Genomic DNA, 22,435 nt, shown 5'->3' on the forward strand with positions numbered 1-22,435 from the left:
ATGAGTACTATTAAAGAAGCTTTAGATAAAAAGAAGAATGGAATTTATTACAACAATCGGGTTATTCTTCCTTTTAAGTGTGAATTCTTGAAAATTATTTTTGAGGATAAAATTATCACAGATTTTTCCTCCTCAAGTTCCGAAGTTGAAATTATTGAACATGAAAATTTTACAGATATTTATTTCAAGAAATACAAAGATATTCAGAATGAATTCTCTAAGTATGAAAATATTAAACTTATAGTTTGTGAAAAATCTGATGATATATTTGACTTTTCAAAACACATTAAATTATTGCTCTATGTAGAAAATGAGCATAAAATTCGCATCGAGTTACCCGAAGAAAATCAAATTATTATAGATTAACTATGGAACTACAGAACTACTTAAATACATTGCCGGTAATTTTAGTTTCAATTGCTTTTGTAATTACTCTTTTAATTGAAGCATTTTATAAAAAAGGTGAGAATTTAATTTATTGGTTCTCGCTTGTTGTTTTGTTGTTTACAACTGTTTATTCGCTTCTCACAATAAATAAAGTCGAATTAAATTTTTATGGGACAGTTCAAAGCGGCGGAATTTCTAATCTAATTTATTTTATTCTCTCTCTTACCACATTTCTGGTTTTGATTTCATCCAGAAACTATCTTCAAAGAACAGGTTATCATCATGGAGAATTTTACATATTAATCTTGAGCTCTTTACTTGGAATGATGTTGATGACTTCTTCAAGAGATTTAGTTTTAACTTTTCTTGCTCTCGAACTTATGTCTTTAAGTTTTTATGTACTGGCAGGCTTTAATAGAAAGGTTATTTTTAACAATGAAGCTTCATTAAAGTATTTCTTACTTGGCGCTTTTGCATCAGGATTTTTATTGTATGGAATTGCGTTAATTTATGGTTCAGCTCAAACAACAAATATCCAGGCAATTATTCAAAACTTTTCTGAATTACTTTATAAGCCGCTATTCAATCTTGGTTTAGTTTTATTAATAATAGGATTTTCATTTAAAGTTGCTTCTGTTCCATTTCATATGTGGGTGCCTGATGTTTATGAAGGAAGCCCAACCGTTGTCAGTGCTTTTATGTCTACCGCAGGTAAAACAGCAGCTTTTGTAGCTTTAATTGTTGTTTTATATGGAACTCTTTCTGCTCGAGTAGTTTTTGAAGATATTTCAAAAATTATTGGCTGGCTTGCAATTGCATCGATGCTTGTTGGTTCAATTACTGCTATTGCTCAAAGTAATTTGAAAAGAATGCTTGCATATTCCAGCATTGCACACGCTGGTTATATGTTGATTGGTATTGCAGCTGCTAATAAGCTTGGAATGAGTGGAGTGATTTTTTATTTAACAGTTTATTCGTTTATGAATATAGCTGCTTTTATAATGATTTCATTTCTTGAGAGTGACTTTGAGAAGAGAGTTAGCCTTGATGACTTCAAAGGTTTAGCAAATACTCATCCATGGTTTGCAGCGGTGATGTCAATTTTGATGTTTGCGCTTTCCGGATTGCCCCCATTTGGTGGATTCTTCGGTAAGTATTATGTATTTCTTTCGGCTGTTAGAGCCGATATGACTTATCTTGCAGTTGTTGGTGTAATATCAAGTGTGATCTCAGCTTATTTTTATTTGAGAGTAGTTGTTTATATGTATTTCAAAACAAGCGACGAGAAACAAAATTTGTTCAGCTCTGCTGGGGATTATTTTGTTTTGACGATTTGTGTTTTATTTATCATTCAACTTGGTTTAACTCCTAATTTTGTTCTTGATATGATTACAAGGTTTTTATTATAACATGATTAAAGTCACGACATCAGCAGAGATCAGAAAGCTTGATCATTTAGCTACCGAGATCTTCAACATTCCTTCCTTAATTTTAATGGAAAACGCTGCTATTGGCGTAGTTGATTTTATATCAGATTTATCTAAAGAAAAAACTATAAACAATATTTTGATCCTTTGTGGTCATGGTAATAATGGCGGTGACGGATTTGCAATTGCAAGACATCTTACAAATCGTGGTTATAATGTTTGTGTAGTTTTAGTTGGTGATCTTAACAAGATCTCAGGTGATGCTAAAATTAATTTTGACATAATAAAAAAAATTTCGAGTAAAGAGGAAAATCTAAAAGTTTACATCAATCCGAAATCCTTAAATAAAATTAAAGAATATTTTGACGAACCATTTGATTTAATCATTGATGCACTTCTCGGAACTGGATTAAATTCCGAAATAAGAGAACCGTTTCGTTCCACTATTAAATGGGCTAATGAATATAAATCAATTAAGTTGTCAGTAGATATCCCCACAGGACTTTCAAGCGATAATGGTAAAATTTTAGGTGAAGCTTTTTCAGCTGATTATACATTAACAATGGGATTGCCTAAAGTTGGTTTGTTAATTAACGATGGTCCAAGAGTTTCAGGTAAAATTGAAATTGTTGATATAAGTTATCCAGATTATTTGAGTAACTCAATAGAAATTAGAAAAAATTTAATTGAAGAAATTGACGTTTACGAAAGATTACCAAAAAGACCTTATGATGCTCATAAATATTCTGTAGGAAAAGTTTTTGCAATTGCAGGCTCAGCTGGATTGACTGGCGCAGCTAAAATGTCCTGTGAAGCTGCTTTAATTTCAGGCTGCGGTGGTGTTCTTTTATTAACAACGCAGAAACTTTTAAATATTTATGCGAAAAGTCTAAAGGAAGTAATGACTTATCCTTTAAAGAATAACAATGGTAATTACTTTGTTCAAAGTGATTTTGATGAAATTAAATCGAAGATTGATTGGGCTGATGTTTTAATGATTGGTCCTGGTCTTGGTCAAAATGAAGAAACTCAAAAATTTTTGAAAAGAATTTTACTTGAATATCCCGAAAAGAAAAAAGTTATTGATGCAGATGGATTAAACTTACTTGCTAATTTTATAAATGATAAAAATCTGTCATTGAAAAATTCTATTTTAACTCCACACCTGGGTGAATTTGCGAGACTTACGAAAAAAAGCATCGATGAATTAAAAGAAAACATTTTTGAAATGGGATCAAATTTTGCGAAAAAATATAAATCGATTTTAGTACTCAAAGGTGCGCCAACGATAATTTTTGATCCTGATGGCAATTCATTTATAAATTCAACTGGCAATAGTGGAATGGCAACAGTTGGAATGGGTGATGTATTAACAGGAATAATAAGCAGTTTTTATGCTCAAGGACTTTCAGCAATTGATGCAGCAATAACTGGTGTATTCCTACATGGATTAGCAGGTGATATAGCTGCTGTAAAAAAAGGTAAGCTTAGTTTAATATCAAGTGATGTGATAAAGTCAATTCCCAAAGCAATTAAAATAGTTGAAGTCATTAATCAGGAACTTGATTAAAGAAACTAAGTTAGATAATTGAAATTTGCTAAATACTTTTTCAAGATTTATTTTCGAACCAAATTAAGAGGAAATGAAAAATGCCAGTATACAAAACACCAAAAGCTGATCTAAGGAGAAAATATACAAGGTATGTTGAGATAAGTTTAATTATCTCCTTAGCTTTATTAATAATCGCTTTTAAGTTTTTCCCAAAAGTAGAAGCAGGTGAGAAACAGGTTCAAGCAGTTCAAGAGCTTGTTAATGTTGAGGATATCGTAAAAACTAAACAGGAAAATCGTCCTCCACCTCCACCAAAACCACCAATACCAATTGAATCACCATCTGATAATGTGCTCGAAGATGTTGAGATCGGAAGTACTGAGATTGATCTAACTCAACAGATTGAAGCTCCACCACCTCCACCGAAAGAGGAAAAGAAAATAGTTGAAGAAGATATCCAGTATTTTGAAGTTGTGGAAGAGATGCCTGAACCAATTGGTGGAATAGAAGCAATTCAGAAAAAGATTGTTTATCCTGAAATTGCCAAAAGAGCTGGTGTTGAAGGTAAAGTTTACATCTTAGCTTATGTTGATGAAAATGGTAATGTGACTAAAACTGAAGTTTTAAAAGGAATTGGCGCTGGCTGTGATGAAGCAGCTGAAAAGGCTGTCCGTGAAACTAAGTTTAAACCAGGTAAACAAAGAGGAAAACCAGTCAGAGTAAAAGTTGCTGTTCCTATTATTTTCAAGCTTAATTAAGATTTGCCAGAAAAGATGAACTTGAAATAAAAAACCCCGATGCGTTCGGGGTTTTTTATTTTAAATCTCGAGTACTAAGCTTTTGGTTTAATGGATAATTCGAAATAAATAAATCTTTATCTCGCCTTTGAATTAAATAATCATCCTGGAGGCCAGGACATCATTCTGCCACCAATCAAATGCAGATGAATATGAAAAACTGCTTGACCAGCGTTTTTGCCTGTATTAAGTACAAGTCGAAAACCACTTTCATCAATACCTAATTTTTTTGCGTATTCTTTTGCCTGGAAGATTAACTCGCCAAGCAAATTGATATCACTCGATTCAACATTACTGATTTTATCAATATGTTTCTTTGGGACAAAAAGAACATGATAGGGAGCAACTGGATTTATATCATTAAATCCGATGATGTTTTCGTTTTCAAAAACGATTTCAGAATTGATCTCTTTGTTTATGATTTTGCAGAAAATACAATCCACTACTTTTCCTCCTTCTCTATTCCGTATTTTTTTATTTTATTATAGAGATGACTTCTCTGAATTCCAATTGCTTCAGCAGTTTTTGTGATGTTCCAATTGTACTGATTTAATTTCTTAATAATAAAAATTTTTTCCATCTGATCTTTAAAGTCTTGAAATGAGTCAATTGAAAAATCAATTTCCGCATCTGATTTTGAGTAAGGGAATAATTGTGCTTTAACATCATTCAAATCATAAACCTGTTTCGGATTCATTATTATGATTCTTTCGACAAAGTTTTTTAGTTCTCGAACATTACCTTTCCATTCGAGATTCTTTAAATATTCAATTGCATCGTCATTGAATTTTTTTACTGGGAATTTATTTTCTTCACAAACTTTTCTGGTAAAATGCTCAATTAAAAGGGGAATATCTTCTCTTCTTTCTCTTAAAGGTGGAACATTAATCACAATCACACTTAGCCTGTGAAATAGATCTTCACGAAATCTACCTTCTGCAATTTCCTTCATTAAGTTTTTATTTGTTGCAGCAATAATTCTAACATCTACAGGAATTTTATTTTTTCCTCCGACCCGCTCAATTGCACCTTCTTCAATTGATCTCAAGACTTTTGCTTGAGCATTCAAAGACATATCGCCAATTTCGTCTAAGAATAATGTTCCGCCATTTGCCTGTTCGAATTTCCCAATTCTCTGTGAAGTGGCTCCTGTAAATGCACCTTTTTCGTGACCAAAAAGTTCTGATTCTATTAATTCATTTGGAATAGCTGCACAGTTAACTTCGACAAACGGTTTGTTCGACCTATTGCTGTATCGATAAATTGCTTGTGCAACCAGTTCTTTGCCTGTCCCATTTTCACCAGTAATTAATACGCGTGAATTTGTTGGCGCGACTTTTCGAATTGTCTCTAATATATTTTTGATCGCCTGACTTTGCCCGATGATCTCGTATTTGCTTTCAACTTTTTCTTTGAGTTGCTTATTCCTTAATACAAGATTTGTTTGATTAACAGCGTTACGAATTGTTATTAAAAGTTTATCTCGATCGATTGGTTTTTCGATAAAATCATAGGCTCCTTTTTTGGTTGCCTCAATAGCGTTACCAAGACTTGCATGAGCGGAGATCATTATAATTGAAACTGCATCATTTATCTCTTTAATTTTTGTTATAGCTTCAAGCCCATCCATTTCGGGCATTTTAATATCGAGCAGTATGGCTTTGTAATCATTTGATTTAATTTTTTCGATCCCTTCCATTGCGTTTGATGCAGATTCAACGATGTAATTTTCATATTCAAGAATCATTTTGATTGATTCACAAATGGAGGGATCGTCGTCAATTATTAATATTTTTTCCATAACTCAAACTTTTTTCTTTTGCTAAAATAACGCTTGGAGGAATAATTTTACAACGAAGCATTTGACCAAATTCTGAACCAAGTTGATTGATTCTTAAATCTCGTTGATCTACTTTTCCATCGATCTTAAAACTTTCTTCAAATTCTTCGACGAATTCACCAAGACTCTCGGAAAATTCTTTGCCGAAAGTATAACTTAAATAAGCTGTCGAAAAAAAGTGAACAATTTTGTCTTTATCTCCAAACTCAGAATTTGGTGAGTCTTCAAATAATCTTGATGGAAGATTTTTTACTTTTCGAGACAACAAAACCTTGTCATAGTTGATAAAGACTGAAAATGGAATCAATAATTTTATAAATGGTAATTTTACTTTGAACACAGGATAAGTCATTGTACCAACACAGCAAAAAAGCAATGCATCTCCAATATTCGAATCAGCAATTGAAAGAGCAAAAGAAAAAATTGAATCGACTGCTTTTAGATTAATTTCCCTATTATCACTATTTAATAAATTTGCTGCTATAAAATCGTTCACTTTACTACCATATTCGTAGATATCTTTTACCTGTCCAGAACTTATTACGAAAGATATTAGGATCAGAAATAAAACTTTCAAGTTTGAATCACTCCTGTGATGAATGGTTTTGTGATAGGAGAATGATTTGCCATTTCAATACCTAAGGAAACTATTTTTCTGATTTCTCTTGGATCAATTATTTCATCAATCCAGAGACGGGCTGCTGCATATAACGGTTCACTTTGTTTTTCGTAACGATCAGAAATTTCTTTTAGAAATTTTTTCTTTTCTTCTTCGCTTATTTCTTTTCCTTCCTTCATCATTTGATTTATTTTAATATTTAGTAAAGTGTTGCTCGCTTGATTTCCACCCATTACAGCAATTCTGGCATTTGGAAATGCAAAGATTAATCTTGGATCATAAGCTTTACCACACATTGCATAATTCCCGGCACCGTAAGAATTTCCAACGATAAATGTGAATTTAGGTACAACAGAATTTGCAACAGCATTAACCATTTTTGCACCATCTTTTATAATTCCACCGTGCTCAGCTCTTGATCCAACCATAAAGCCAGTAACATCCTGCAAGAATACCAATGGAATTTTTTTCTGATTGCAATTCATTATGAAGCGAGTCGCTTTATCTGCACTATCTGAATAAATAACTCCGCCAATTTGAATTTCACCAGTTCGAGTTTTAACAAGAGATCTTTGATTGGCAACAATTCCAACAGCCCAACCATCGATCCGTGCGTAAGCTGTGATAATAGTTTTGCCGTAATTTTTTTTGTATTCGTCAATTTCGCCATCATCTACGATACAGCTCAAAACATCATACATATCGTAAGGAGTGATAGTGTCTGTAGGTAAAATTCCGAGAATATCTTCTGGCGGATTTTCAGGCGGCTTGGAAGCAGTCCGATTAAATCCTTCAAATCTTTGACCTGATATTTTATCAACCAAATTTCTAATTAATTGAATTGCTTCTTCATCATTCTTGACTTTGTAATCTGTCACACCGCTAATTGAGGAATGCACATCAGCACCACCGAGACTTTCATTATCAATTTCTTCACCAATTGCAGCTTTTACTAAATGACTTCCAGCAAGGAAAACACTTCCAGTACCTTCAACAATTATCGCTTCATCGCTCATAATTGGAAGATAAGCACCACCTGCGACACAGGGTCCCATTATTGCAGCAATTTGTGGAATTCCCATTGCTGACATGATAGCGTTATTTCGAAAAATTCTCCCAAAATGTTCTTTATCCGGGAAAATTTCATCCTGCATTGGGAGATAAACACCCGCACTATCAACCAGATAAATAATTGGAAGATGATTTTCCATTGCTATTTCTTGAGCACGGAGATTTTTTTTGCAGGTGATTGGAAACCAGGCTCCTGCTTTTACTGTTGCATCATTTGCAACAATCACGCATAATTTTTTCGAGACATAACCGAGACCAACGATTGTTCCAGCAGCTGGAATGTATTCGTCATAAAGATCATTGCCGGCAAAGATACCGAGTTCAAAAAATTCTGTCCCTTCATCTATCAATAACTTAATTCTATCACGAACAAATAGTTTTCCTTTTTTCTTATGAGATTCAATTGCAGACTTTCCACCGCCTTCTTTGATTTTTTCGGCTTTCGCATTAATAATTCGTAATAAATTTTTGTGATAATCCAAACGTTCGAAAAATGTCGAGTCTTTTTTTATCTGTCTGTTTAATTTGGTCATAGCTCACTCAGAATTGATTTAGCGATAATTAATCTTTGAATTTCGGAAGTTCCTTCACCAATTGTTGTTAGCTTAACATCTCGATAGAACTTTTCAACTGGAAAATCTTTTGTAAAACCATATCCACCATGGATTTGCAGAGCCTGTTCAGTTATTTTAACTGCAATTTCACTGGCATAAAGTTTAGCAAGAGAAGCTTCGTATGAAACATCTTTCCCTTGATCTTTGAGAGCAGCTGCACGGTAGACCAGTAGACGAGCTGCTTCAATCATTGTTTTCATATCAGCAAGCTTAAATTGAATTGCCTGAAATTCGGAAATTGACTTTCCAAATTGTTGTCTTTCTTTTGAATATTTTAATGCTGCTTCATAAGCTCCTTCTGCAAGTCCTAATGCCATTGCAGCAATTGAAATTCGTCCACCTTGAAGAACCTGAAGAGCATTCATAAATCCTTCATCTTCTCTGCCAAGAAGATTTTCTTCAGGAACAGTAAGATTATCAAATGAAAGTTGAGCAGTATCACTTGCTCTGCATCCGAGTTTGTTTTCTTTTTTTAAGACAATGTAACCAGGAGAGTTAGTTTCAACGATAAATGCGGAAATTCCTTTTTTGCCTTTTTCAGGATTTGTTTTTGCAAATACGACAGCAACTTGACCGACTGAGCCATGAGTTGCGAATGTTTTAGATCCATTGATTATGTATTGACCATTTTCTTTTCTTGCGATTGATTTTAGACTTCCTGCATCACTGCCTGAAGTTGGTTCAGTCAGGCACCATGCACCAATAAATTTACCTTGAGCTAAATTGACTAAATATTTTTCTTTTTGTTCTTTCGTTCCAAATAAATTAATGTGATTTGTACAAAGTCCATTATGTGCTGCAACGGATAGAGAAATTGAAGGGTCATATCTTGCAAGTTCCTCGACTACCAACGCATAATGCGTATAACCAAGTCCTGCACCACCAAATTCTTCAGGAACAAGTATCCCCATAAATCCCTGCTCACCAAGTTTTGTAAAAACATCTCTGGGGAAAATTTGATCTTCATCCCATTTCATAATGTTAGGAAGTATCTCTTTTTCTGAAAATTCTCTTATTGATTGTTGAATTAGCATGAGTTGTTCATCGAGACGATAACCGAACATTATACCCTCCGGAGTGAGTTTTTGATTTGCAATTAATATTATATGAAATAAAGGAAGCCGAATATTTGTAAGATTTAAAATTCAAATTTTGTCTCATTTATTTGAGCTGAATTTTGAAGAGAACCGTTCAATTCTATTTTGATTACTTATAACTGGAACGACTTAACTTTTGGTGCAAAATAAAAAATTGATTAGATAAAATCTTAGTTAGTTTCTTCAAAGATCTTAATGAATAATTTTGGGCAAAGGAAATTTTAGAATTTCAAAAGATAGTTTGTAAAAATTTTGATCTAAACCCAATTCTTAGTCAATTATTATTAATAAATCATAAGATTTAGGTAGCTAAAAAGTGAGCAATTACTGACATTTAAAATTAGGCATATGACTTATTTACAATTTCATACATCAAAATAAATTCGCACTGAAAATTGATTATGGATAATAAATTTTATTCCTGATCAAGTTCTTTTGTAGAGTTACGTTATCAAACAGAAAGTTAAATTAGAAGCTATTTAGTTATCCTCTAATCATCCCGCTCTTGAAAGCTTTATTTAACTTTCCGCCATAGATCTTGATTAGAAAATAAAATACAATTCAATGTTTAATTAAGTAAAACAAAAGTCAAGGAGGAACTAAAATGAAAGTCTTAATTACCTTTTTAACTTTTTTATTAGTTGCCACTGTTAATGCGCAGTGGGTTGGAGACAATGAAGGATTTCTTGGCGGTAATGTTAAAGGATTTGCAGTTATTAATAATAAATTATTTGCCGGTACAGATGCATTTGGTGGAGTATATCTGCATGAAAATTCAGTCACTTGGGTACAAAAAAATAATGGTTTGACAAATAAGCAAGTTAATTCAATAATTGCAAAAGATGGGAAAATGTATGTTGGCACAACTAATGGTGGAGTATTTGTTTCAACTGATGAAGGAGAAAGTTGGGTATCAAAAAGCATAACATCAACGACTTCAACAATTTATTCCTTGGGTGTAAATGGTCAAACTATATTTGCCGGCTCCTTAAATGGTATCTTCATTTCAACTAATGGAGGAGACAGTTGGAGTGCATCTACAAATGGTTTCCCGAATTCACCCGTTACATCAATACTTGTTAACGGTAACGAAATTTTTGCTGCGACTTATGGTGCAGGTGTCTATTATTCCAATGATAATGGATTATCGTGGGTACCTAAAAACAATGGAATAAGCATTTTAGCGTTATGGGCTATTACATCTCACAATAATTTACTGATCGTTGGTAGTAATAGTGGGTTATATTATTCAAATGATAACGGGAATAGTTGGAATTTATTTGGGATTTATAACAACCGTCCCTTTAAAAGTCTTTTAAGTTATGGAAATACGATGTTTGCAGGTAAGTCTGAGCCAGCATCAACAAATTTTCTATTTAGTACTAATAATGGTGCAATATGGCAAATATCTAGCGATGGTTTCACATCAAGCGTTTATGAAATCATTGCAATAGGTGTGAACAATGGTTATGTCTATGTTTCTACACCCGGTTCTGGTTACAGAATTCATAGAAGACCATTATCTGAAATAGTTACATCAGTTGAAAGCTTGGATGAAATTCCTACAGAATTTACTTTAAACCAAAACTACCCAAACCCCTTCAACCCAAGCACAAAAATCAGTTGGCAGTCTCCGGTTAGTGGTTATACAACATTAAAAGTTTATGATGTGCTTGGGAAAGAAGTTGGTACACTGGTTAATGAATATCTTAACGCAGGAAGTTATGAAGTTGAGTTTAATGCATTCGGTTTAAGTAGTGGAGTTTATTTATGCAGGTTAATTAACAACAGTGGATATTCAAAAACTATAAAAATGTTATTAAGTAAATAAAGGGCATTCAAATGAATTATAAATTTTCAATATCAGCATTTCTTTTCTTGATATTGTTTATTGTAGTTTATCTTAATGAAGCAAGTGCTCAGTGGATACAACTTAATACTTCCTTTGGAAAAAGGATTACAGGTTTACATGTAAGCAATTCTTCTATTTATGTTTCTACTGATTCAAATGGTGTATATTTTTCCAGTGACGGTGGATTATCTTGGGTTCAAAGAAATTCTGGCTTAACTAATTTACGAGTACTTAGTTTGACGAAGAAAAATAATACTCTTGCCATCGGGACTCGTGGAGCTGGTGTTTTTATTTCTACAAATGATGGAATTTCTTGGTCGGTATCAACTACAGGAATGGCACTGCCGTATATTTATGCGTTGCTTATTACTACACCAAATAATTATATACTGGCTGGTAGTGGTGGTTATGGCGGTTACATATCAACCGACAATGGTTCAGTATGGAGTTCAAACCTTACGACCACATGGATAGTAAGTCACTATTTTGAAACACCAGCGGGCTATTATTTGTGTACCGCAGGTCCAGTACTATTTAAGAGTACAAATGAGGGTTTGAGCTGGAACCAAATTCGGAGTGCAAGTACGAACCTGATTGCAATCGCAACTACTCCCAGACAGCCATCAGGTTTTAACATTTTCGTAAGTAGTCTAGATGGTATTTTCCGATCAACGAATGATGGTGCAAGTTGGACAGAGGTGAATAGTGGATTAGATTACCGTTGGGTAACTGCTCTTGTAAACAGTGGCATTAACTTATTCGCTGGTTCTAATGGGGGCGGTGTTTATTTATCTACAAATAATGGAACAAATTGGAGTAAGATAAACACGGGATTAACAAATCTGTTTATTACAAAACTTTTTATTGATGGTGGATTTATTTACGCAGCTACGGAAAATGGTGTGGTTTACCGAAGAACTCTATCAGAAGTGATAACATCAGTTGACCAAGAAGAGATTAATATCTCTACTTTCTCGCTGAACCAAAACTTTCCAAACCCATTCAACCCAAGCACAAAAATCAGTTGGCAGTCTCCGGTTAGTGGTTATACAACATTAAAAGTTTATGATGTGCTTGGAAAAGAAGTTGCTACACTGGTTAATGAATATCTTAATGCTGGAAGTTATGAAGTTGAGTTTAATGCTGGACAAACTCGTAATCTCTCAAGTGGAATTTATTTCTACAAATTACAGGTTGGTGAATTTGTTCAAACTAAGAAAATGATATTGGCAAAGTAAGAGGCTTAAAATGAAAAACTTGAAAACTTACTTAGGGTTTTTTATAGTAGTTCTTTTTTTAATTCTACACTACGATTGTGTTGCCCAGAATATGGTTTCAACCGAAAGTCGTACTAACGCCGTTTCATTATTCAGCGGTGCTTATATGAGGAAATATCCACCATCTTATGAAAAATCTAATCTTCAAGGAGTTGTGCAACGGTATTCACCTGAAGCATTAGTTGATGGAACTACGGAGAAAATTTGGTGCTCAGCAGAAGGATCAGTTTCTTCTCTTACATTTGAAATTGAACTTATTGAAACGTATGTAATCTCCGAATTTGAATTTAGTAACTTAGTTGAAACAAATCCACGAGGAATGTGCGCGAAAGATGTTGTAGTAGAAATCGCTTCAACATTGAAAGGTAATTTTCGAAAAGTTCTGGAAACCAAGCTTGAGGAGTATGAGAATTCGAAATTTTCTATTGAACCAACGGAAGCACGTGTTGTACGCTTGACCATTAAAAGTAATTTTGGTAATAAAGATTACACTGAACTTGCGGAGTTCAAGGCATGGGGCGAGCCGAAAAATAAAAACATTGCAACTATTAATATAAATGGTATATGGGAATCCAATTGGGGGAAAGTTGATTTCAAACAAAATGGTACGCTTGTAAGTGGTCACTATGAATTTAACCAAGGAAAAATTCGTTTCGGCGGCATTCAGCGTAATAGAGTGACATATACTTGGATTGAAGACGTAGTACAGCAAAGTGGCAATACAATTATGTTTCTTAATGAAGAGGGTGATAGACTTATAGGTATTTGGAGTTTCGGAAATGACTGGAGTAATTACGGTTTCTGGATTCTTGAACGAGAGAATGGTATCCCCTTCAATCCTATTACTGAAACGATAACTGACGAAACTCTGTCGCAAAAAGACACATTGAAGATGGATGATGTTAAAAAAGATGATGCTATAGTTGAAGAGATGAAAAAAGAATTAACATCAAAAAAAGAAGATAACTTTATACGGGGTCAACTTCAAGAAGAATTCTGCTGAAATACTTCAGGAGTCATTACCCGTTCTACAACAAGTCCTGGAAGTATTAAAATCAAGCTCGAATATTAATATTAGGATCGAGGGACATACTGACAATGTTGGCTCCGCTGAATATAATCTAAAACTTTCAAGAGAACGTGCAGATGCAGTAAAAGAATTTTTAATTAAGAATGGAATTGAACAAAATAGGATTTCCGTTATTGGAAAAGGTGAGGAATTTCCTATTGCCGATAATGAGACGGAAATCGGTCGCTCGTTAAATCGAAGAGTGGAAATTCATGTGGTTGAATAGTGGAAGTTATGTTTTTCCTATGGATTAGCTTAGACGATCTAATAATCGCAATTTAATCAGGTTTTATGGTTGATCTTTTTTCACTATGCGGTGACTTTCAATTACTAATAAAACAATATGACATTTTATTAATAATAAAGTTAAACAAGAATTAAAATGAAAGTCTTATTTACCTTTTTGACTTTTTTATTAGTTGCAAATGTTAATGCGAAGTTGGTGCAAAACAATGGACCGTACGGTGGGTTTGGGCGCGCGTTCGCCATTACTTCTAGCGGAATAGGAGATACAAGTGTTTACGCCGGGACCGATGGCGGTGTGTTCCGTTCGACTAACAATGGATCGAGCTGGACAGAGATCAGCGCCACCTCCACCATCACACGGATCACGAAAGACCGATCTCTTGCAGTGTCATTCAATGAAGCAGGCGGGACGAATATCTTCGTCGGAACTCACGCCAACGGTATTTTCCTTTCCACCAATAATAGTGAAAGCTGGACGCAGGTGAACACCGGGCTGACGAATTTAAACATTTACGCTCTTGCGACATCGGGCACGAACGTTTTCGCCGGGACGTATGGCGGTGGGGTCATCCTTTCCACCAACAACGGCGCAAGCTGGACTCCATTCAATACCGGCTTGTCGAGTCTCCACGTCATTTCTCTTACGATCTCGGCAGACAATCTCTTCGCAGGAACCGAAAACGGAGGCGTCTGGAGGAGACCACTGTCACAGATCACCGCGGTCGAGGGACAGGCTGCGGGTGTTTCTGCCGAGTTCAGTCTTGGTCAGAACTACCCAAACCCCTTCAACCCAAGCACAAAAATCACCTGGCAGTCTCCGGTTAGTGGTTATACAACATTAAAAGTTTATGATGTTCTTGGGAATGAAGTTGCTACATTGGTTAATGAATATATTAATGCAGGAAGTTACGAAGTCGAGTTTAATGCTGGACAAACTCGTAATCTCTCGAGCGGAGTTTATTTCTATAAATTACAGGTTGGTGAATTTGTTCAAACTAAGAAGATGATTTTAATTAAGTAATTTATTTCTGGTATTAAATATGACATTAAGAAGAAGAACATCTAATGTGATCGAACTTGGAAATGTTCAATTTGAAGTTTCCACTAATGAACCTATAAAAACAACAAATCAATAAACAACAAAGGAGTAAAATCATGAAGCTAAATTCATTAAAGCTCGTTCTGATAGTTTTTACACTATCATCATTATTTCTCATTGGTTGTCAGAAAAAAGAGGACAATCCTACAGGTCCCGGCGATGGAGGAAACACTCAAACCGGAGCTGGAACTATGTCTGCTAAAATTGATAATGTAAATTGGTCAGCTTCTGCAATTCCTGGTTCTCCAATACCAGCTGCCTATGCTGACTTTTCAGTTTCTGGCAGTCAGTCAGTTTTACAAATTATGGGAACTCAGATAAGTGGGTCTACTGCTTCCACAATTCTCATAAGTTTAAATAATGTTAGATCAACTGGAGAATATAGTCTTGGTGTACCAGGATTAAATTATTTTGGATATGGCGTAGTAAGCTATAGTGACGGAAGTGCTTACGGAACAGCCTATCAACCTGGTCAAGACCAATATACTGGAAAAGTGACCATAACAAAATTTGATGAAACAAATAAGATTGTCTCTGGCACATTCTATTTTACCGCAAAAGCTGCTTCAGGAAATGCGACTGGAGAAAAACGGATTACTGAAGGAAAATTTGATGTAAAGTGGGGAATATTTAATTAATACACTCTATATTTTAAGAGAAGGTGATCGAGAAACTTAAATCGTTCACCTTCTTCTTTATAAACTGAAAAAAGTATCTAATTAAATTTTTTACCTCCCTCTAAGTTAAAAAGTGATTAATAAAATTCTTCATTTGTCGTATTGAACTATTAATCAAGGATTCTAATTTGCATATGTAAAAAATTAGGGAGGTAATAAAATGAGAAAACTAATTAATTCACTTGCAACATTTTTTGTCGTGTTTATTTTGATTTTCTCGGGTTGTAAAAAAGAAGACAACCCAGTAGATGGAGGAATTAGTGGTCCTACACAAACAGGTGCTGGAACTATGAGCTGTAAAATTGATGGACAGAATTGGTCGTCTACAACTATGCCAGGTGCACCAGTTCCAGGAGCGTATGCTCAGCAAATATCAGGTAATACTTTTACTATTGTTGGAATGCAGGTGAGCGGAACAGTTACATCAGTTATTAATATCTGGTTAACAAATCTCACTGGAACAGGAGAATACAAATTAGGAATAGCTGGTGTTAATGGTGCGACTGGATATGCAAATTTATCTTTTCAACCTGGAAATGCTTATACGACCAGTTCGAGTGAAACAATCAAAGGTAAAGTTAGTGTCATTAAGTTTGATACAGCAAATAAAATAATCTCCGGAACATTTGAATTTACCGCGGAAGGACAAAATCCTTCAGATAAAAAAGTTGTAACTGAAGGTAAATTCGATGTGAAATGGGGATACTTTTAATTACTTTAAGGGGCAGGTTTAAGCCTGCCCTTATTCTTGATGATAATGAAAAATTAAAAACCCAACAAATCATATACATAATGATTGAAAGAATAAAATTCACAGCAAAAAAGTATTTCAAATCTAAATTGAGCCATTTAATACTTTTGATTTTAATATTGAATGTTGTTTTTACGAGCGGATATATTTTTTATAAATTCTTTTATACGAATGAATATGGATTTAATGATTATGCAAAATTACTTCTCAGTGGAATTCTTTTGCTGCTTTATTTTTATACCCTCATAAAAAATAAAGATTAGCTCGCAAGCAAATTTTTGAATTCATTGACCATTTTTAAAATTATCAACCAACTCACGAACTACATTCGAAACTTTCTCTCTATTCTCAAGAATTAATTGAAGTTTTTCATCAAGAATCTTTACTCTCTCGTCATTCCATAATTCTTTTTTTAGATAGTTCGAGATTAAATCTTTAATGCGGTTCTTAAATCTTTGTTCTCTCTTTAATTTTAGTTGACCAGTTTTTTCTAAAAATTCTTTATGCTCTAAAATCTTTAGATAGAGTTCTTCGATGCCTTTATTTTCTGATGCAGTTGTCTTGATAATTGGAGGTAACCAAATATTTTCATCGTGTTCTTTGAAAGAAAGAATAAATTGAAGTGAAGCAACTGCCTGATCAGCACCAGCCCTGTCAGACTTGTTCATTACAAAAATATCCCCAATTTCCATTAAACCTGCTTTCATTGCTTGAATTGAATCACCTGATTCAGGCACAAGTACAACAACAGTTGTATCTACATTATTTGCAACATCAAGTTCAGATTGACCAACGCCAACTGTTTCATAAATAGTAAAGTCAAATCCTGCAAAATCAAAAACATCACCAGCCTCTGAAGCAAATTGATTTAATCCGCCAAGGCTTCCTCTTGATGCCATACTTCTGATAAAAACATTTGGATGAGTTCCAATTTCAGACATTCTAATTCTATCACCAAGAAGAGCGCCTCCAGTAAATGGAGAAGTGGGATCTACTGCAATTACTCCAACCGAAAAATTTTTAGAGACGAGTAATTTGACGAGAGCATTTGTCAAAGTACTTTTACCAGCACCTGGGGGACCAGTGATTCCAACTCTGTATGAATGACCATATTTAGAAGAAATTCTATCAATGATTTGTTGTGCAATTTTTGTGTTGTTTTCAATCTCAGTCAGAGCTCGAGCAATTGCTTTTTTATCTTTATGTGAAATTTTTTCTATGAATTGATCAATGTTCATTTTGCAAGTGATTTATAATATTCGATAGTTTCTCTTAATCCATCTTCAAGTTTGGTGGAAGGTTTCCAACCAAATTTTTTGAATAATTTTTCAGAAGTAATAACAGACCGCATTTGTTCACCTGGCTTTGCAGGTCCATGAACTTCTTTTATTGAATTATTAAAATTTTGATTAATCAATCTGAATAATTCGTTTACACTTGTTTCGATTCCGGTTCCTACATTATAAATGTCAGATTCTTCTTCATTTAAAGTTAGAAGATTTGCTTTTACTACATCTTTAACATAAACATAATCTCGCGTTTGTTCACCGCTGCCATTGATAATTGGTTGATCGCCAGCCAATATTTTATCAAGGAAAATACAAACTACACCTGCTTCTCCGAGCGGATTTTGTCTTGGTCCATAAATATTTGCATATCTCAGAATAGTATATTTTAATCCATGAACTTCTTTATAGAAATAAAGATATTTTTCTACGCTGAGTTTAGAAATTCCATAAGGTGAAAGTGGCTGTTGCTTGTGGTTTTCATCAGCGGGGAAGTAATCCTGTTCGCCATAAACTGCACCACCTGTAGATGCGAACATAAATTTTTTAACTCCAAATTTGATAGAGTTTTGTAGAAGATTCAAAGTACCGATGATATTGACTCCAGCATCATAAATTGGATCAGTAACAGAACGGCGAACATCGATTTGTGCTGCGTGATGATTTACGACATCAAATTTCCCTTCATCAAATATTTTTGTTAAATCATCACGAATATCTATTTCATAAAATTTTGCTCTGGGATTTATATTTTCTTTGCGACCTGTGGTTAGATTATCTATGATGGTTACATTGTGACCGTTTTCAATGAATGCATCAACAATATGAGAGGCGATGAAGCCAGCTCCGCCAGTTACCAGAATGTTCAATTTATCCTCCGTAGTTTTTATATAATTTGTGTTTAGTTATATACTTTTCAACTTTTTCAGGTACAAGATATTTAATGCTCTTATTAGAACGAATATTATTTCTAATCATTGTGCTTGAGATTTCAATATCTGGAATTTGACAGACGAAGATTTTTTTACCTCTTAGTTTTGCGGGTAATTTTTGATTAACTCCACCGCGATTTGTTACAATCAATTTTGCAAGTTGTAAAATTGTGTCTGGCTCTTTCCAGCGATGAAAATCTTTAATGTTATCTGCACCAATTACAAAATACAAATCATCAAACTTTTTCTTAAAATATTTTAAAGTATCAACGGTGTAGGATTTTCCTTTTCTTTTGATTTCAATATCTGATAATTCAAATTTTGGATTATCTTGAATTGCAAGTTTAATCATCTCAAGTCTTGATTCAGGTGGAGCAAAATCTTTGTCTGATTTAAGAGGCTGAATGTAACAGGGTACAAAAATTATTCTGTCGAGATTGAGCTCATCACAAACAGTATTTGCAAGAATCAAGTGTCCGATATGAATTGGATTGAATGAACCGCCAAGAATTGCAATTTTCTCTGTTGATTTCTGTTTCAAGTTAGTTTCCATATTTATTCAGAATAAAGTAATCCTTCCGATTCAAGTTCGAGTTGCTGTAATTTTTCTCGAAGTTGTTTTATTTCACTTTCGTAAGAACTTCTCAACTTGTCCGAAGAAATATTTCTAAGTTGATTTTTCCGAAATGCAAGAGTTGTTGCAAAATTAATGTAATCTTTCCTGAGGTCTTCTTTAATCCAACCTTTTGTATTTCTTAATTTATACTCTGAAATAATTGAGGCAAAATCTGGTTTTAATCTACCGTTTATAATCTCATCATTCATTTCATAAGCAATGATATTTTTTTCAAAAGATAGAGATAATTGTAATAAGGAGTAAATTAAAGTCAGAGATACAAGAACAAATATTAATCCAAAGATAAAAGTCCAGCTAAAAGTGGCGGTAAAATTCCAGAAAGCATGAATGAAAACTGATATTAAATAACCTGCGATCATATAAAAAATTTTTTTCTTAATCGGTTTGAATTTGCTTAAAGCAAGAAAACATCCAAATGTTGATGTGCTTATAAAATGAACAGAAACGGAAAAAATATTTCTTATAAAAGCCAGATGAATTAGATCATCAAAATTTGAAGTTGAGTAGAGGAAATAAAGAAAATTTTCAGTTAATCCGAATCCAAGTCCAATTGCACCACCGTAAACAATACCATCAGTTAAGTTATCAAATTTCCTTTTGCTTACAGTTAGAATTAAGAAAAATCCTTTTGCAGCTTCTTCAATAACTGGTGCTGTAAAAACAGTTGCTGCTAATTCTATCAAAAATTTATCGTATATAACCGCATTAAATAGCTTATTAATTTGTAAACTGAAAAATATACTGATTAAGACTGCACCAATCATTCCCCATAAAAAATGAAGCAAAAGTAATTTAATTGGTTCGCGATCGTATTTATCAAGCCGCCATAAAATTACAAGGTAGGCAACAACTGGAAGTACAGCGAAAAAAATAGATGAAATTAACATCACTAACTTTTCAACCACTTAATGATTTCTTGTAGATTGGGAATTTTACCATAACTTAAAATTGCAACTCTAAAAATTTTACCTGAAAACCAGATCACAAAATAAATTGATAGTAATAAAATTATAAGGCTTGCAATCTTTTCTAATAAACTAATCTCGAAAAGACTTACTCTCATTATCATCATTGGTGCAGTAGTCAGTGGGAAATATGAAAAATAAACTGCAAGGTTTGATGAAGGATTTTCAATAATTATTGACGATATAATTATTGGAAAAACGATCAGAATACTTAAGATACTCATTATAGATTGTAAATCCTGTTCGGTGCTTCCAATTGATCCAACACCAATAAATAAAGCTGAATATAAAATGTATCCTAAAATGAAGTAAAGAAAAACGAAACCCGCATTTTGTAGCTGAATATACTGAAGAACCATTGGTCCAAGTGCTGAGACAGCTATCAAAATCCAGATGAAAATTTGAGTTAAACCTAATGCACTGAGACCAATTATTTTACCAGCCATTAAATCCTTTGCTGAACAGGATGAGAGTAGAATTTCAATTATTCGATTTGATTTTTCTTCAACAACGCTTCTGACAAGTGAGCTTCCGACCATCAAAAGAGACATTATCAATAACCAAACAAATGCAAATGTTCCAATGTAAACTTTTTCTAAGTCAAGATTTTCTTTTCCTTCTGGTGAAACTTTTACTCTTTTAATTCCAACTGGTTGAGTAAGCTTTTCAGCAAGTTTTGAATCCAGATTATGATCATTAAACTTTACTTTTAATATTGATTGATTAATCGCTTTATCAATTCTAGTTATATCTTTAATCCCAGACATTTTTTCTGAATGATATTCTACAATAAACGAGTCGGAATTCACTTTTTCAACATATATTAATCCTTCGATGATTTTACTAAGTATAAGTTTAGAAGCGGAGTCAATTACTTCTTTTGTATTTAATCGGGGGAAATCTATTCTTTGAATTAAAAATGTGGGCTGACCATCAATAGTTTTATATTCACTCAAAGAGATCTCAAGCTCTTTTTGAATAGAAATATTTTTCTCAATCAATCCGATGACTTTAGTTTCTTTATCTTCATCAGAAGTTAGTAAAGCTGGAGCAAGTGCAATCCCGAAGATGATTAGTGGGAAGAAAAAAGTCATAAAGATGTATGTTTTGTTTTTAATCTTTTCTAAATATTCCCACTTAGCTATAACCAAAAATTTTTTCATTGTTTAGATCTCTTTAATTGTTCTTATGAATATAGAGTGAAGTGAAGGTTCTTTGAGTTCGAACGAAGTAATATTATAATTCATTAAAAGCTTTTGGATTAAGTCTTTTGTATTCAAATTGTCCTTTAAAAAAATCTCAGCATAATTTTCGTAAAGGAGAACTGATTCAAACTCGGCATAGTTTTTCAAGTTATTATCCAGATTCGTTCCTCTCAAATGAAGATTCATTCGCCCAAATTGTTTTTTAATCTCATTGAGATAGCCGTAAAGAACCTGTTTGCCTTTATTAATAAGTAAAATTTTATTACAGAGTTTTTCAGCGATATCCATTTGATGAGTTGAAAGCATTACAATTTTGCCTTCATCTAAAAATTCTTTAATTAATTCCACGACTAAATCTTGATTGATCGGATCAAGTCCTGAGAAAGGTTCATCTAAAACTAAAATTTTTGGTTCGGAAATAAAGGCGCTGATTAATTGTATCTTTTGCTGATTTCCTTTTGATAATTCATTGACCTTTCGATTGGCAGTCTCTTTCATTTCAAGTTTATTTAAATAATAATTGGCTCGTTCTTTCACAAAACTTCTTGACCTGTCTTTTAATTCGCCGAAATAGGTCAACACATCTATTACTCGACTTTTTAGATAAAGGCCTCTTTCTTCTGGTATGTAACCAATAAAATTTTTAATGTCTAAATAATTTTTCTCATTAAACAAGATCTCGCCTTTGTCAGGTTGAATTATATTGAGAAGACATCGAATTGTTGTGGTTTTGCCTGCACCGTTTGGACCTAAAAGTCCAAAAATTTCACCTTCATTAATTTCAAAACTTAGATTGTCAACTGCTACAATGCCCGAGAATTCTTTATGAAGATTTATAACCTTTAACATAATTTTTTTCTTTTATTGTTTCTGATTTTTTCAAATATAAAATTATTTGAATTTGTAAGCTTAAAGGTTTCATTAAGCATCATTATCAACTGGAGGAAGTTTTGAGAATTAATTATCATCCACGAATTAGGCGGATAATCAAGAATATCGTGCTGTCAATTACTACAATTAGTCGTTGATTTGATA

The 22,435-nt window shown here is 33.5% G+C and carries 23 protein-coding genes; 12 read left to right on the forward strand and 11 right to left on the reverse strand.

Going from position 1 to position 22,435, the window contains the following annotated elements:
* The 4 genes from HPY57_10795 to HPY57_10810 all read left to right on the forward strand — a co-directional run bounded on the left by HPY57_10795 (position 1) and on the right by HPY57_10810 (position 4,124).
* The gene (locus HPY57_10795) at positions 1-366 is read left to right on the forward strand and encodes a hypothetical protein (GenBank protein ID NPV12266.1); all 366 of its coding nucleotides are present in this window, start codon (positions 1-3) and stop codon (positions 364-366) included.
* Positions 367-368: 2 nt separating this feature from the next.
* Positions 369-1,796: an NADH-quinone oxidoreductase subunit N gene (locus HPY57_10800; protein ID NPV12267.1), complete on the forward strand. Its 1,428-nt coding sequence runs from the start codon at positions 369-371 to the stop codon at positions 1,794-1,796.
* Between the two features lies 1 nt (position 1,797).
* A complete protein-coding gene (locus HPY57_10805) occupies positions 1,798-3,384 on the forward strand; it encodes an NAD(P)H-hydrate dehydratase (GenBank protein NPV12268.1) in 1,587 nt (528 codons plus the stop codon).
* Positions 3,385-3,464: 80 nt separating this feature from the next.
* Positions 3,465-4,124, forward strand: a complete 660-nt coding sequence (locus tag HPY57_10810) for an energy transducer TonB (GenBank protein ID NPV12269.1) — start codon at positions 3,465-3,467, stop codon at positions 4,122-4,124.
* A gap of 140 nt (positions 4,125-4,264) precedes the next feature.
* Here HPY57_10810 and HPY57_10815 read toward each other — a convergent pair whose 3' ends face one another.
* Genes HPY57_10815 through HPY57_10835 form a run of 5 tightly spaced genes read right to left on the reverse strand, consistent with a single transcriptional unit; the run spans position 4,265 to position 9,371 of the window.
* Positions 4,265-4,606, reverse strand: coding sequence for a histidine triad nucleotide-binding protein (locus tag HPY57_10815; protein NPV12270.1), 342 nt, complete (start codon positions 4,604-4,606; stop codon positions 4,265-4,267).
* Positions 4,606-5,964 carry a sigma-54-dependent Fis family transcriptional regulator gene (locus tag HPY57_10820; protein NPV12271.1) on the reverse strand — a complete coding sequence of 453 codons (1,359 nt, stop codon included), beginning with the start codon at positions 5,962-5,964 and terminating at the stop codon, positions 4,606-4,608. Before HPY57_10820 ends, HPY57_10815 begins: the two co-directional genes overlap by 1 nt.
* Positions 5,942-6,580, reverse strand: a complete 639-nt coding sequence (locus HPY57_10825; GenBank protein NPV12272.1) for a hypothetical protein — start codon at positions 6,578-6,580, stop codon at positions 5,942-5,944. The genes HPY57_10820 and HPY57_10825 overlap by 23 nt, the downstream gene beginning before the upstream one ends.
* The gene (locus HPY57_10830) at positions 6,577-8,226 is read right to left on the reverse strand and encodes an acyl-CoA carboxylase subunit beta (GenBank protein ID NPV12273.1); all 1,650 of its coding nucleotides are present in this window, start codon (positions 8,224-8,226) and stop codon (positions 6,577-6,579) included. Before HPY57_10830 ends, HPY57_10825 begins: the two co-directional genes overlap by 4 nt.
* Positions 8,223-9,371, reverse strand: a complete 1,149-nt coding sequence (locus tag HPY57_10835) for an acyl-CoA dehydrogenase (GenBank protein ID NPV12274.1) — start codon at positions 9,369-9,371, stop codon at positions 8,223-8,225. The genes HPY57_10830 and HPY57_10835 overlap by 4 nt, the downstream gene beginning before the upstream one ends.
* A gap of 637 nt (positions 9,372-10,008) precedes the next feature.
* Here HPY57_10835 and HPY57_10840 point away from each other — a divergent pair.
* The 8 genes from HPY57_10840 to HPY57_10875 all read left to right on the forward strand — a co-directional run bounded on the left by HPY57_10840 (position 10,009) and on the right by HPY57_10875 (position 16,638).
* Complete coding sequence (locus HPY57_10840) at positions 10,009-11,235, forward strand: T9SS type A sorting domain-containing protein (GenBank protein NPV12275.1); 1,227 nt, start codon at positions 10,009-10,011, stop codon at positions 11,233-11,235.
* 356 nt (positions 11,236-11,591) lie between these two features.
* Positions 11,592-12,494 (forward strand): T9SS type A sorting domain-containing protein, encoded by a 903-nt coding sequence (locus tag HPY57_10845; protein NPV12276.1) that lies wholly within the window; start codon positions 11,592-11,594, stop codon positions 12,492-12,494.
* A gap of 10 nt (positions 12,495-12,504) precedes the next feature.
* Positions 12,505-13,536 (forward strand): discoidin domain-containing protein, encoded by a 1,032-nt coding sequence (locus tag HPY57_10850; GenBank protein NPV12277.1) that lies wholly within the window; start codon positions 12,505-12,507, stop codon positions 13,534-13,536.
* Positions 13,496-13,828 (forward strand): OmpA family protein, encoded by a 333-nt coding sequence (locus tag HPY57_10855; protein NPV12278.1) that lies wholly within the window; start codon positions 13,496-13,498, stop codon positions 13,826-13,828. Before HPY57_10850 ends, HPY57_10855 begins: the two co-directional genes overlap by 41 nt.
* Positions 13,829-13,984: 156 nt before the next feature.
* Positions 13,985-14,869, forward strand: a complete 885-nt coding sequence (locus HPY57_10860; GenBank protein ID NPV12279.1) for a T9SS type A sorting domain-containing protein — start codon at positions 13,985-13,987, stop codon at positions 14,867-14,869.
* A gap of 134 nt (positions 14,870-15,003) precedes the next feature.
* On the forward strand, positions 15,004-15,585 hold the full coding sequence (locus HPY57_10865; protein NPV12280.1) for a hypothetical protein: 582 nt from the start codon (positions 15,004-15,006) through the stop codon (positions 15,583-15,585).
* Positions 15,586-15,784: 199 nt separating this feature from the next.
* Complete coding sequence (locus tag HPY57_10870) at positions 15,785-16,336, forward strand: hypothetical protein (protein ID NPV12281.1); 552 nt, start codon at positions 15,785-15,787, stop codon at positions 16,334-16,336.
* On the forward strand, positions 16,321-16,638 hold the full coding sequence (locus HPY57_10875) for a hypothetical protein (protein ID NPV12282.1): 318 nt from the start codon (positions 16,321-16,323) through the stop codon (positions 16,636-16,638). The genes HPY57_10870 and HPY57_10875 overlap by 16 nt, the downstream gene beginning before the upstream one ends.
* 21 nt (positions 16,639-16,659) lie before the next feature.
* On the opposite strand, the gene meaB is transcribed toward HPY57_10875, so the two are convergent.
* The 6 genes from meaB to HPY57_10905 are packed head-to-tail and all read right to left on the reverse strand — an operon-like array spanning position 16,660 to position 22,249.
* The gene (gene meaB, locus HPY57_10880; GenBank protein ID NPV12283.1) at positions 16,660-17,613 is read right to left on the reverse strand and encodes a methylmalonyl Co-A mutase-associated GTPase MeaB; all 954 of its coding nucleotides are present in this window, start codon (positions 17,611-17,613) and stop codon (positions 16,660-16,662) included.
* On the reverse strand, positions 17,610-18,530 hold the full coding sequence (locus tag HPY57_10885; GenBank protein NPV12284.1) for an NAD-dependent epimerase/dehydratase family protein: 921 nt from the start codon (positions 18,528-18,530) through the stop codon (positions 17,610-17,612). Before HPY57_10885 ends, meaB begins: the two co-directional genes overlap by 4 nt.
* 1 nt (position 18,531) lies before the next feature.
* Positions 18,532-19,146 carry a nicotinate-nucleotide adenylyltransferase gene (locus tag HPY57_10890; GenBank protein NPV12285.1) on the reverse strand — a complete coding sequence of 205 codons (615 nt, stop codon included), beginning with the start codon at positions 19,144-19,146 and terminating at the stop codon, positions 18,532-18,534.
* 2 nt (positions 19,147-19,148) lie between these two features.
* Entirely contained in the window at positions 19,149-20,135 is a 987-nt protein-coding gene (locus HPY57_10895; protein NPV12286.1) for a PrsW family intramembrane metalloprotease, read from the reverse strand.
* A complete protein-coding gene (locus HPY57_10900; protein ID NPV12287.1) occupies positions 20,120-21,358 on the reverse strand; it encodes an ABC transporter permease in 1,239 nt (412 codons plus the stop codon). Before HPY57_10900 ends, HPY57_10895 begins: the two co-directional genes overlap by 16 nt.
* A 3-nt stretch (positions 21,359-21,361) precedes the next feature.
* A complete protein-coding gene (locus tag HPY57_10905) occupies positions 21,362-22,249 on the reverse strand; it encodes an ATP-binding cassette domain-containing protein (GenBank protein NPV12288.1) in 888 nt (295 codons plus the stop codon).
* Positions 22,250-22,435: the final 186 nt, after the last annotated feature.

Source organism: Ignavibacteria bacterium (assembly GCA_013177855.1).
In the GTDB taxonomy this organism is placed as follows: domain Bacteria; phylum Bacteroidota; class Ignavibacteria; order Ch128b; family Ch128b; genus Ch128b.